This is a genomic window from Pseudoalteromonas sp. HL-AS2, from assembly GCF_031198805.1.
GTDB lineage: Bacteria > Pseudomonadota > Gammaproteobacteria > Enterobacterales > Alteromonadaceae > Pseudoalteromonas > Pseudoalteromonas nigrifaciens.
Window position 1 is genome coordinate 303,157 of the sequence record NZ_CP133572.1, and the last position, 12,487, is coordinate 315,643.

15 protein-coding genes are annotated in these 12,487 nt (G+C 38.4%); 6 read left to right on the top strand and 9 right to left on the bottom strand.

Annotated features, from left to right (window positions below; all coding sequences use genetic code 11):
• Window positions 1–13 precede the first annotated feature (13 nt).
• The gene (gene dapA, locus RB215_RS16255) at window positions 14–931 is read right to left on the bottom strand and encodes a 4-hydroxy-tetrahydrodipicolinate synthase (RefSeq protein ID WP_182683632.1); all 918 of its coding nucleotides are present in this window, start codon (window positions 929–931) and stop codon (window positions 14–16) included.
• Between the two features lie 172 nt (window positions 932–1,103).
• Between dapA and RB215_RS16260 the strand changes: the two genes are divergently transcribed.
• From RB215_RS16260 to RB215_RS16275, 4 genes are all read left to right on the top strand, one after another.
• The gene (locus RB215_RS16260; RefSeq protein ID WP_011330015.1) at window positions 1,104–1,757 is read left to right on the top strand and encodes a DUF6058 family natural product biosynthesis protein; all 654 of its coding nucleotides are present in this window, start codon (window positions 1,104–1,106) and stop codon (window positions 1,755–1,757) included.
• Between the two features lie 391 nt (window positions 1,758–2,148).
• On the top strand, window positions 2,149–2,355 hold the full coding sequence (locus RB215_RS16265; protein ID WP_011330013.1) for a cold-shock protein: 207 nt from the start codon (window positions 2,149–2,151) through the stop codon (window positions 2,353–2,355).
• Between the two features lie 190 nt (window positions 2,356–2,545).
• Complete coding sequence (locus tag RB215_RS16270; RefSeq protein WP_011329603.1) at window positions 2,546–2,755, top strand: cold-shock protein; 210 nt, start codon at window positions 2,546–2,548, stop codon at window positions 2,753–2,755.
• A 189-nt stretch (window positions 2,756–2,944) separates the two neighbouring features.
• The gene (locus RB215_RS16275) at window positions 2,945–3,154 is read left to right on the top strand and encodes a cold-shock protein (RefSeq protein WP_011330012.1); all 210 of its coding nucleotides are present in this window, start codon (window positions 2,945–2,947) and stop codon (window positions 3,152–3,154) included.
• Between the two features lie 136 nt (window positions 3,155–3,290).
• Here RB215_RS16275 and RB215_RS16280 read toward each other — a convergent pair whose 3' ends face one another.
• Window positions 3,291–3,560, bottom strand: coding sequence for a hypothetical protein (locus RB215_RS16280; RefSeq protein ID WP_011330011.1), 270 nt, complete (start codon window positions 3,558–3,560; stop codon window positions 3,291–3,293).
• A 264-nt stretch (window positions 3,561–3,824) separates the two neighbouring features.
• Here RB215_RS16280 and ykgO point away from each other — a divergent pair, with 264 nt between their 5' ends.
• Window positions 3,825–3,959, top strand: coding sequence for a type B 50S ribosomal protein L36 (ykgO, locus tag RB215_RS16285; protein ID WP_011330010.1), 135 nt, complete (start codon window positions 3,825–3,827; stop codon window positions 3,957–3,959).
• Window positions 3,960–4,032: 73 nt separating this feature from the next.
• Here the strand turns inward: ykgO and RB215_RS16290 are convergent, their stop codons facing one another.
• The 6 genes from RB215_RS16290 to RB215_RS16315 form a co-directional block, all read right to left on the bottom strand.
• A complete protein-coding gene (locus tag RB215_RS16290; protein ID WP_011330009.1) occupies window positions 4,033–4,419 on the bottom strand; it encodes an OsmC family protein in 387 nt (128 codons plus the stop codon).
• 10 nt (window positions 4,420–4,429) lie between these two features.
• Entirely contained in the window at window positions 4,430–4,819 is a 390-nt protein-coding gene (locus tag RB215_RS16295; protein ID WP_011330008.1) for a cytochrome b562, read from the bottom strand.
• Between the two features lie 216 nt (window positions 4,820–5,035).
• Window positions 5,036–5,908, bottom strand: a complete 873-nt coding sequence (locus RB215_RS16300; RefSeq protein ID WP_011330007.1) for a kinase — start codon at window positions 5,906–5,908, stop codon at window positions 5,036–5,038.
• Between the two features lie 80 nt (window positions 5,909–5,988).
• Window positions 5,989–7,230 (bottom strand): uracil-xanthine permease family protein, encoded by a 1,242-nt coding sequence (locus RB215_RS16305; RefSeq protein ID WP_041454985.1) that lies wholly within the window; start codon window positions 7,228–7,230, stop codon window positions 5,989–5,991.
• Between the two features lie 24 nt (window positions 7,231–7,254).
• Entirely contained in the window at window positions 7,255–7,884 is a 630-nt protein-coding gene (upp, locus tag RB215_RS16310) for a uracil phosphoribosyltransferase (RefSeq protein ID WP_011330005.1), read from the bottom strand.
• A gap of 145 nt (window positions 7,885–8,029) precedes the next feature.
• Window positions 8,030–8,986, bottom strand: coding sequence for a phosphotransferase (locus tag RB215_RS16315; protein ID WP_011330004.1), 957 nt, complete (start codon window positions 8,984–8,986; stop codon window positions 8,030–8,032).
• A 456-nt stretch (window positions 8,987–9,442) separates the two neighbouring features.
• Here RB215_RS16315 and RB215_RS16320 point away from each other — a divergent pair, with 456 nt between their 5' ends.
• On the top strand, window positions 9,443–9,994 hold the full coding sequence (locus RB215_RS16320; protein ID WP_089369233.1) for an outer membrane beta-barrel protein: 552 nt from the start codon (window positions 9,443–9,445) through the stop codon (window positions 9,992–9,994).
• 119 nt (window positions 9,995–10,113) lie between these two features.
• Here the strand turns inward: RB215_RS16320 and RB215_RS16325 are convergent, their stop codons facing one another.
• The gene (locus RB215_RS16325) at window positions 10,114–12,369 is read right to left on the bottom strand and encodes an acyl-CoA dehydrogenase (RefSeq protein WP_011330002.1); all 2,256 of its coding nucleotides are present in this window, start codon (window positions 12,367–12,369) and stop codon (window positions 10,114–10,116) included.
• Window positions 12,370–12,487 lie beyond the last annotated feature (118 nt).

Below are 12,487 nucleotides of genomic sequence, written 5' to 3' on the forward strand. Positions count from 1 at the left end.
CTGGCTAATAATTCTATGATATTAAAAAGAATTCTTGTTCATTTATGCAGCGAGCATGGCCACCAACAACATCACTTGCGCTTAGCTGATTAATCAACTTTTCACCTTGTTGTTGCTGTGCGTCGTTAAGGGGTAAGTAAGGTAATCTAAATACCGGTTTAACTGCCTCTGTCATCATGAGTGCAGTATTAATCGCAATTGGATTTGGCTCGCAAAACAACCAATTTATTAATGGTTGTAATGACGTATTTAGCGCATCATTTGGCGCATCCATTAACTGGCGAAACAATTCTGGCATAAGATTAGAACTAACCGAAATAACCCCATGAGCGCCATGAGTATGACGAGCATCGTGGCTTTCATCATCATTACCCGACCAACACGCTATGCCTTGCTTCTCATAATGAGCTATACGTTCGTTACCACCACACTCTTTAACACCAATAAAATGTTCGTGCTTTGCTAATGGTTCAATAATATCAGGCGTTAAGTCTTGTCCTGTACGCCCCGCTACGTTGTAAATAAATGCAGGGCCAATATCAAGAACACGCTTTAAATGCTCTTTTACACCCGCAATAGAGGTGCGCCCATAGTAAGGGTTAATTTGCAACGCAGCATCCATACCACTGGCAAAACCATATTTAGTGGCTTTAATCGCTTCTCGGGTATTATTACTGCCCGTATTGCCTACAATTACCAGCTTACTGCTAAACTTATTTACGCTATGCGCTATAAGCATTAAGTGCTCTTCCCAGTTCATTAACTGGCCTTCGCCGGTAGTGCCGCCTACAACGATACCGTCAACCCCAGCTGCTATTTGTAACTCAACAAGGCGATCGTATGTTGCAAGGTCAATTTCGCCACTCGATAAATAAGGTGTTTTAATTGCTGTAATAAGACTTGCTTGTTTAATTTGTTCTAGGCTGCGCATAAAAAATCATTCTTTATAAAACTTGCGCTATTTGTACCATATTTATGTGTGCTTTTGCAGCTGTAAACGCATATTTTGTAATAAAATGGCTTGTAATATTAAGTTTGATAATACAAAATGAACAACTGTATATATAAACAGTGTTTGTATTTTTAATATTAGGCGAGCTTTTATGCGTTTATCTCAGTACTTAACAACCCATTTTTATCATACCGACGAGCTATGCCAGGCACTCAATATTGATGCAGATAAGCTTGAGCATTGGCAACAGCAAAGTGTATTTCCTAAGCCTAGTTATTGTATTAAAAACCAACTAAGTTGCAGCTCATATTCGGGTTTGTACGAATGCGAAGAGTACGACGATTATTACCCTCGAGGTTGTGTAAACTGGGGCCAAGGGCTGATAAAACAAAAAATCGATTCATCCAGCCAGGCATTTAATTACTTTGCCCAGCAATATACCGCCAGCTTAACCAAACTTGCTCAGCAAGGGTTTGAATTTAACGAAGAGCTATTTGGTTGTGAAATAGAAGAACATGTTCAACAAGTATGGCAACAATTTTTATGCAGCAAATATGGCGTGCTTACTCAAAATGGCTTAATAGACGAAATAGTGGCTGTTGATATAGGCCGCCTGGTGGTTGATGACATAACCGAATTACGCAGTAAAGCGGGGTTAGATCAAGATGAGCGTGCAAAACTGCACCCCGCTATAAAGTTACTCAACCGGGCTTTGAGCCATGGTGCCGATCACGAAAAACAACACACACTTAGAACCCGCTATATAGATACCCTTATTTTAAAATACGACTTATCGATAAAGTAATTATTAATGTACTACTACTTTAAGATTAACTATGCCAATTTATAATTAACGAATATACGTATAGCGGCCAGTAGCTTAAGAAAATACAGCCTATAGGATTAGTGTTTGTTTGCGTTACAGCACCCTCAATACAAGTATTCCTATATAAAGTATGTAACAAAGTCAGATGATCAAAGTGCTATGCGTAAAACTAAACTTAAAATAAAGCTTGATATCCGCCAGAGGTTGCTGTTAAAGTACGTCGCATCGGGTTGATAGAAAGCCCTGTTTATTTGTAAGTACCACGTTGTTATTAGTAATAATCCTTCGCGCTATCCTCAGTTAAATATATGTTTTCTTACTCTTTATATTGCCTTATATAGGGCGCACTTTAATTTTTTAGGATACTACTATGTCTACAACAACTGGTTCAGTTAAATGGTTTAATGAAGCAAAAGGTTTTGGTTTTATTGAGCAAGAGTCTGGCCCTGATGTTTTTGCTCATTTTAGCGCAATTACTAGCGATGGCTTCAAAACATTAGCTGAAGGCCAACGTGTACAGTTTACTGTTACACAAGGTCAAAAAGGCCCGCAAGCTGAAAATATTGTTTGCATCTAAATTGTTTAATTTAATGGGTTAGTAATAACCCGTTAATGAATATTAGTTTGAAAGAAGTTCTGTTTATTTGTACGTACCACGTTGATATTAGTAATAATCCTTTGTGTTATCCTCAAGTTAAATATTTATTTTTTCCAGCTTAATCGCCTACTTTCAGGCACATTTTTTATTAATTTCTTAGGATACAATTATGTCTAATACAACTACTGGTACAGTAAAGTTTTTTAACGAAGCTAAAGGTTTTGGTTTTATCGAGCAAGAATCTGGCGCAGACGTTTTCGCACATTTCAGTGCAATCTCTGGCGACGGTTTCAAAACTCTAGCTGAAGGCCAACGTGTACAGTTTACTGTTACACAAGGTCAAAAAGGTCCACAAGCTGAAAACATCGTTTGTATCTAAGATGTTTAAGTTGATGGGTTATTTATAACCCATCTATTTATATAAGTTTGAAAGAAATACTGTTTATTTGTAAGTACCACGTTGATATTAGTAATAATCCTTCGCGTTATCCTCAAGTTAAATATAGGTTTTTTCCGGCTCAATCGCCTATTTTCAGGCACACTTTTATTAATTTTTAAGGATATTATTATGTCTAATACAACTACTGGTTCAGTAAAATGGTTTAACGAAGCAAAAGGTTTTGGTTTTATCGAGCAAGAATCTGGCGCAGACGTTTTTGCACATTTTAGCGCAATTTCTGGCGACGGTTTTAAAACTCTAGCTGAAGGCCAACGCGTACAGTTTACTGTTACACAAGGTCAAAAAGGCCCACAAGCTGAAAACATCGTAGCTATCTAAGCTGTTTTAGCTGATGCGTTTTTAAAGCGCACTAAAAACCTACTCATAGCTTGGCTATAAGTGGGTTTTTTGTTTTTCTATACTTATATAGCATTGTTATTTAGCTTTCATAGCAATAAATAAGATTATTATTAGGCTAGTTTTGATGTTCGTATTGCCCACGGTACACTTCAAATACTTTTAGTACTGTATGCTGCTCTTTAGTTAGATTATCAAACCAGTGATCAAATAGATCATCGTTATCCTGTTCACTTAATGCCATATATTGGGCAAGTAACTCAATAATATCATTATGGGTGCAAGTTAAGGGGTTTACTTGTTGTGCTAAAACACTATGGTCGCGCTCTTTTAGAGTATCCATTACTCCTTGATCTATTTGTTGTTGTTTTTGTATTGCGTCGCTCATATGTTACCTCTGAGATCTACTGTTTATGCTATTTTTAACGAATGTAATTATAGTTATAACAGGCTAAACGCCAATAGCCAGCACTTTTGGTTTAACTGCTCATTTTTTGATTTGTTTGCATAAATAGCCAGCAATTATGGTTTTTAAATGCTTATTAAATAATTTTTGAGTGGCTATAGATCCCGATGAATAAAATGATACAATATCACATAACATAATACTGTTATGAGAATTTCCCTATTTTATTTATTAATGAGGTATAAAATGAAAGTATTAAGCTCACTTAAAAGTGCTAAGCAGCGTGCAGGGTGTCAAGTTGTAAAACGTAAAGGACGCGTGTTTGTGATTTGTAAGGAGAACCCGCGCTTTAAAGCTGTTCAGGGTATGAAAAAGAAATAGCATTTAACCACTATCACTTTATAAAGCAGTCACTCAGTGTTGTGTGCAACACTGAGTGACTTTATTTAACTAGTTATTTAACTACCACTGAAAATTCAGGTACTGCCTGAATTACTTTTTTCACGGTACAGGTATTTACCGCGGCAACCAGTGCTTTTTTATACTTATCAGGGAATCCATCTGGGAGTGTTATCTCAATAGAAAATAACTTTTTACCATCTTCATCCACATTTTCGTTATTTTGCTTAAGTGACATCCCTTGTGTCGAAATATCGCGTTGTTGGCAAAACTTTCTTGCATAAAAACCTGCACATAACACCATACTCACTAAAAAGTAATCAAACGGTTCTGGGTGCTCTGCGTTGCCACCTGCAGCCAAACTCTGATCGCTTATCACTTCATGATCGCCAAATTTAGCACTGAGCTTTTGGCCATCTAACATTGCAACTGAAATTTCCATCGAGGGTCCCTTATTTTCCAAATAGTAATTCAAAAAAGCCTGGAGGCTCATGTAACTCATGGTACTTTTTACGTAAATTATCTATGTTTTTTAGTGGCTGTTTAGCCGCACTCAAACCTTGCAGGTTAGCAGCTTGTTTTGCAAGCTCAGCCTGAGCAATGACTTTATCAAGCCCTTGTAATGATTGCTCTGGTTCTTTATAAAACTTAGCTGTTTTACTTATTTCCACTAACGAGATGAATTCATTAATCGCAAGGTTAAACTCGTCAATATTAGTCGCTTGCACTGCTTGTTTATATGCAAGCCCCGTGTTTTTCATATTAATTTCAAGGTCAACTGGCGCGCTGGCAATTGAGACTGATGACGTGAGTAAAATAAAAACAAAATAAAAGTACTTCATGATAAACCTTTCAATTAAAAACTCCGTCGATTATACCAATAATACGCTAGTAAGTAACCGCAAATGAAAGTGTGTAATGTTTAGCCTTGTTCGCTGTGTAAAGCCCCTTTACACTTTAGATGCAAACTTAAAGAGTAAAGAGCGACTTTTTGGAGGAGCTTAGTAAACTCAACCTTGTTATAGCAAGCCACAGTAGCTGCTGACATAACATTTTAATTAATCAGCTTTAAACTCCAAGCAACTAATTTCCCGTTGCTCGTTAAGTGTTACAAGGGCGTTTGCTGTTGATGCTAGTGTGTTTAAATTTTCTCGAGTGACACGCTCAAAATGAGCAATAAAGTATCTAAGTTGGGCGTCATTCATAGTGCCTGCACCTTGCCCTTTTAAGGCTATAAGCTTTTGCTCTTGCTCTTTTCGCCATGCAAATACGGCAGCAAAACTAGGGGCTTTAAGCATCACTAAATAATCAACTTTAGCAAAAATGTTTAAATATTCTGTTTTTAAACAATTGTTCACATAGTTACGCCAAACACCTTGGCTATCTGCATTTTGCTCTAACTCATTTAATGGTGCAGTTAATGCTGATGCCGATTGTGCCTTACTACCTACGCACCACCCTTCTAAAATAATAATATCGACAGCGGCATTATTACGCGGCCACTCGTTATGTGGTGCACTGTCATCTAAATGCTTATTAAAATGAGGTAGAGGCACACCACTGTGCCCTGCTAGTAACTTCTCAAGTGTGCTTTTCATTAAAGCTACATCGTGCGTGCCGGGTACACCGCGAGTAGCAAGTAGCGGGTGTACATCTTTTGCAAGCTGCAGTCGGCGCTGCTTAGTAAGGTAAAAGTCATCAATAGAAAGCGCTATGCTATTAAACGAACTATTTTTTGCCAACCAAGTTACTAAAAAATCAGCCAAGGTGGTTTTACCCGAGCCTTGGCTGCCATTAATAGCAACAAATAACGGAGTATTGGTTTTTTTAGCGTGCAATATATTTTTTGCTACCGGAATAAAAAACTGTTCACACTGCTGTTGATAGCTTATTGGTAATTGATGTTTTGCTAAAAAATCACTGATATCCATATTTCTATTGCGCCTTTATTTTAGCTAAAAAAATAGCGCATATATATGCGCTATTAGGTTAGTTTAACTTATCTATAAATTTAAGCTGCGGTTTTCTTCTCGGCTTTTGGTAACACTAAGTTTAGCACTATGCCTAATATGGCACATAAACTTACGCCTTCTAGGCTAAACTGACTACTGCCAATATGCATTCCACCAATACCACAAATCAAAATAAGCGCTACTATGCTTAAATTACGCGGTTCGCTTAAATCATCCCCAGATTTAACTAAAGTGTTTAATCCGATCACTGCAATTGAGCCAAACAATAAAATCATAATGCCGCCCATAACCGGCACTGGAATTGTTTGTAAACTTGCGCCCATTTTAGCTATAAAGGCTAAAGTAATGGCAATAATTGCAGTCCATATCATCACTTTAGGATTAAAGTTTTTAGTTAGCATTACTGCACCGGTTACTTCTGAGTAAGTTGTGTTTGGCGGCCCACCAAACAATGATGCTGCTGAGGTAGCTAATCCGTCGCCAAATAGAGTGCGATGTAGCCCTGGTTTTTTCAAAAAATCTTTATTAGTAACTTGGCTAATCGCCATCATGTCGCCAATATGCTCAACAGCGGGAGCAATCGCCACCGGCACCATAAACAAAATGGCTTGCCATTTAAACTCAGGTAAAACAAAGTTAGGCACAGCTAACCACTGTGCATTGGTTACGGCGTCAAATTGTACTACGCCCATAGCAAGCGATAAACTATAACCTGCTATCACCCCTGCTAATATTGGAATAAGTTTAAATACACCCTTACCCCATACCGCTAATATAAGCGTAACCACTAAAGAAAATAATGAGATGTAAATAGCACTATCATAAGCAATAATTTGCGTGCTGCCGTCACCACTTTTGCCCATGGCCATGTTTACCGCAACCGGTGCTAAAGCTAGGCCAATAACCATAATAACCGGCCCGACTACTATTGGTGGTAATATTTTATGTAGCGTTTCAGTGCCTTTAAATTTAACTAAAAAGCTCAATAGCATATAAGCAAAACCAGCCGCCATTAACCCCCCCATAGTGGCAGGTATGCCCCACATTTGTATTGAGGCAATAATCGGTGCAATAAAAGCAAACGATGACGCTAAAAATATGGGTACTTGGCCTTTAGTAACAAACTGAAATAATAGCGTACCTAAGCCCGCAGTAAAAAGAGCAACACTTGGATCAAGCCCTGTTAACAGCGGTACTAATACTAATGAACCAAATGCTACAAACAACATTTGCGCACCAGTAAGTATCGTTTTTATTGAGAACATGGCATTGTTTTTCATCGTATCGTTTTGCACTGTTTTCACTTAAACCGTACCGAAAATTTTATCACCTGCATCACCTAAACCAGGCACAATATAGCCTTTATCGTTTAAGTGGCTGTCTACCGATGCGGTATATATTTCTACATCTGGATGGGCAGCTAATGTTTTTTCAACCCCTTCAGGAGCAGCAACTAATACAATTACCTTGATTTCTTTACAGCCTGCTTTTTTAAGCATATCAATAGTGGCAATCATAGTGCCGCCTGTTGCAAGCATAGGATCTATCACTAAGCTTAAACGCTCATTAATATTACTTACTAGCTTTTCAAAGTATGGAATTGGCTCTAATGTTTCTTCGTTTCGCTCAAGGCCTACAACACTTACTTTGGCAGCCGGCAATAACTGCATCACACCGTCCATCATGCCTAAGCCCGCACGTAAAATAGGCACTACAGTAATTTTTTTACCTTTAATATGCTGCACATTTAACTTTGTGCCATCCCAGCTGGTAATTTCGTTATCTTCTAACGGTAGGTTTTGAGTTGCTTCGTAGGTTAATAAAGTACCTACTTCTGAGCACAATTCACGAAAGCTTTTAGTGCTAATTCCATGGGAGCGCATTAAGCCTAATTTATGTTGAACAAGGGGATGAGTTATAACGTGAATAGCCATATTAAAAAAACCTAGTGATAAAATTTGCGATATTTTATAGTAAAAAAGTGCATTTGGCCTGCAGTTTTCGTTAAGTTTTCACAATTGCTGCCAAATAACATTATTTTGCCTGATATTAAGGCAATATACCTAATTCAAGCGTTAATTAAATGTGTTTTTTTAACTCACTCTTTACGTGAAGCAACATGTAACTGTTTATTTTTTTATGCTCTGGGCTCCACCCTGCTAAAAAACGATAAAAATCGGCCCATGCAACACTCCATAAATTGCGCCAATCGTTAATCACTTTACTTGCCTCTACCTTAGGATGATAAACGCCTAATGCTAACTTCAATTCGCTAAAATACCACTCTAAACAACTATCAGCATGCTGATGCAATTGTGTTTCGTTAAAGCAGCTTGTCATAAAATACATCACGTCTATAACCCCAACACCAGCACCTACATATTGAAAGTCGTACCCTAGCACGTGCTGCTGTTTGTTTATGGCAAAATTTGCCAGCTTGGCATCACCATGAATTACTGTTTTATATGCACTATTGCATAATGTCGTATTTAGCTTAGCTGCAACCTGCTTAATAGCTGATTGCTGGAGCTTTGTAAGCTCATCGGGACGCGTACTTAAATGCCAATAATTGCCCTGTGGCCATAACTTTTCAGCCGCGTGAGTAACAGCTTCAATTGTTAGATTAAACGCATGAAAATGCGCTAACCATTTAATAACCTCGCGATAGTCTTGAGGCAAAGCTTGTACATAGCCCTGCTGGGTAAAATCGTTAAACGCCAGCACATATTGCTGATCATTTTGGATTGCGGCTAAACAGCCAATAGCAGCAGCGTTATTAGGTAACTGCTGGCTGCAATCATTATAAAAGTAGTATTCAACATTATAAGATTTACGCTTACGATTAACAGCAAACGCCGTTTGTTTAATCTTTGGGTGATTTATAATCTCAGGAATATTCACCGCCTTTATAACACACGCCTGTCCGTCAAGCTCACAAGCCACTATGCTGCCACAACCACTCCACAAAGAAGTCAGCGTAGCCCCCACTTTTATCTGTTTAAACTGTTGCTGTAATAAAGAAAGGTAAAAAGCCATAGCCGCACTTAATATTAATAAATTTTAGTTAGTTTAACGCAAAGCGTTGTTATTATAAAAAGTGTTATTTAATAGTAAAAACTACTTAAGTGACAAAGAACAATTTTATTTATAAATTTATTTTCATTAACGTTAGCTATTACCTCTATTCATCTTTAAATCAAAAAACAGAAAACAATTAGCAGCATTGCTCAATACACGCTCACATACCGCTCACAATTAGTATGATAAGTATCCCAACCACACCACCATTGCAAATAACCAAATAAATACAACAACTTAACATTAGACACTTGCTTTTGTATGCGCTATTCTCTCGCCGATTTCATCTCTATAACATCATACATGCTGCTTACTTGGTGTAACGGGCTAAATTTTTTAGTCGTTAAAACCTGAATATGCTTTATGAGAATTATCTTTAAATCGTACTTTTAAAATATCAAAATAGGAAAAATAATGAAAAAAACATTCCAGGGAACTTTGCTGCTATCTTCTTTATTACTAGGCTCTTTTGTACAAGCGAATGAGCTAGAACCAGTACCTCAAAAACATTGGAGTATTGGAGCGGGTGCTTACGCGTTCACATTAGCCAATGACAATAGCTCAAGCGAAGATTTGGATTTTAGTGGTTTTAATATAGCTGCTGGTTATGCTGTTAATAATCACTTTCAAATTAGAGCTACCTACTTCTCATTAGAAAACGACGATTTTTCAGCGATAGAAAGTGATGGATTCGACCTAATGGCTTACGGGGGTGTGGGTTTGTCTAAAAAAGGCTTTAGGGGCTATGGCGGTGCTGGTTTCTTTTCAGATAAGTGGAGTGCCTTGGGTGAAAATGAGACTATGTCAGGCTTTCAACTTGGTGGCGGCTTAGGCTACAACTGGGGCCCTGCGGCTTTAGATTTTGTTTTAACTCTACGCCAAGCTGATGAATATGAAGATTTTATGTACCGCACAGGCACCTACGTTGCTGTATCGGGTAACTTAACTATTTCTTATTTATTTTAAATAGCTCCTCATTAAGTTACAAAAAGCCCCTCAATTAACTTTTGTGGGCTTTCTTTAAAAACGTAAAAAGCGCCCAAACTACAGGCGCTTACATTGTTGAATTTATTTACACCGGGTGATTACTGGTTTACAACACTTTTAAGTGGGTTAACCGGTTGTGCGTTGTCGTCAAGTAAGTTCATATCAAAATCGAACTCATCTACACGAATCGCTTTTTCGCGCTTAGTGTTGTAATCAATAAGCTGAGTATGTTCAGCTGCTGTAATTACATTAGCCGCAAGTGCGTTATCAAGTGTGATTGAAAAACGAATACCCGCTTTAATTGTTTTAGCACGCAGTGCTTTTTTAACTTTAGCCAACTCACCAAGCGATGCCATTTTAGCTTTGTACGCTTGCTCGTTAATGTAATGTCCATCACCTTTAACTGGCTTAACTAAATGCGTAATTTGCGCTTTAAAGGCCGTATCTAGCTGAGCTTGCTTAGCTAGTTCACGAATTAAGTCGTCGCTAATTTTTGGCATTTTAGTTGAGTAATTCATGGTAATAAAACGCATGAACTTACGCGTGCCACTTGCAGGGAAGTTATCTAAAAACTTGTGCAGCGCTTCTTCAGCACTTTGTAGTGCAAAGCGAGTTGCATAATGAAAATACGGTGCTGCTTGCTCACGTTCACTACTTGATACTTTTTGCTCGTAGTATTTAATTGATGCCATTGCTGCGTATAAAAAGCTCATTACATCACCTAAACGTGCCGACAACATTTCTGCTTGCTTAAGCTTACCGCCAAGTACAAGTAGCGAGAAATCTGCATATACCGCTAATTTAGCTGACAGTTTATGTGCTGCTTTTTCGTATTCACGTACTTCTGGTAACGTTGAGCTTGCACCCGCTGTAAATGGTAATACACCCAAGCGGAACGCACGTAAGCTGTTTGCTACGCTGTAACTTACTGTTTTACGTAAAATACGGTTAAATTCTTTATCTGCATTTTTATCTTCGCTATGAATTGATTCAACCATAGATTGTAAGTATGGATGACAACGCATTACACCTTGACCAAAGATCATCAGGTTACGAGTAAGAATATTCGCGCCCTCTACCGTAATGGCAATTGGCTGTGCTACATAACCGCTTGCTAGCGTGTTTTGTGGGCCATTTTGAATTGCTTTACCCGCTTGAATATCCATTGCAGAGTCGAGTACATCACGGCCCAACTCAGTCATGTGGTATTTAGCAATTGCAGTTACTACCGATGGTTTTAAGCCCATGCCTAAGCCTTCAGTTGTAAGCACTCGCATTGCTTCTTGTAGGTATGTTTTACCTGCAATATCGGCAAGCTTTTCTTGAATACCTTCAAACTGGCCTATTGCTAAACCAAATTGCTCGCGCACAGCAGCGTACTCAGATGCTGATTTAAATGCAACTTGCGCCGTACTTACACCCAGTGCTGGTAATGAAATACCACGCCCTGCGCCTAAACAACTAACTAGCATTTGCCAACCGCGACCAATGTTTTTCTGGCCACCAATGATAAAGTCCATAGGTACAAATACTTTGTTACCACGCGTAGTACCGTTATAAAAACGAATATTCATAGGATCATGGCGATTACCTAACTCTACACCCGGGTGCTCTTTAGGAATAAGCGCACAGGTAATACCTAGGTTTTCTTTGCCGCCAAGCAAACCATCAGGGTCAACAACTTTAAATGCTAAACCCAATACAGTCGCAATAGGCGCCAGTGTAATGTAACGCTTGTCCCACGTAATTTCTAAACCAAGTACTTCTTCACCGTTGTACATGCCTTTAGTAACTGTACCTAAATCTGGAATACCACCTGCGTCAGAACCCGCTTCTGGGCTAGTTAATGCAAAACATGGAATGTCTGTACCATTTGCTAAACGTGGTAGGTAGTGTGCTTGTTGCTCTTGCGTACCAAAATGCAGTAATAGCTCACCTGGGCCTAACGAGTTAGGTACCATTACTGTTACCGCTACTGCAGAGCTTTTAGTGGCAATAGTGGCTACAATTGTTGAGTTAGCGTATGGGCTGAACTCTAAACCGCCAAACGATTTAGGAATGATCAGCGAGAAGAAACGCTCTTTCTTTAAAAAGTCTAAAATGTAATCCGGTAAATGAATGCCATTTTGAATTTCGGTGTCATCAATCATACCCAACAAGTCTTGCAGTGGGCCATCAATAAAGGCTTTTTCGTCTGCGCTTAATACTGCAGCTGGCACGGCGCGTAGTGCACTAAAGTCAGGTTTACCTTGATAGATAGACCCTTCTAACCATACATCGCCGGCGTCTAGCGCTTCTTGTTCAGTAATTGAAATACTTGGTAATACTTTTTTTAATTTTGTACGTAAACTCATGATTGAACTCATCCGACCAGATAATAATAACTACATTACGTCATAAAAATTCGATTAGATCAATTACTCTATGCAAATAATTAACAGTTTTTTCAATTTATTTTCTTTACGTGAACGT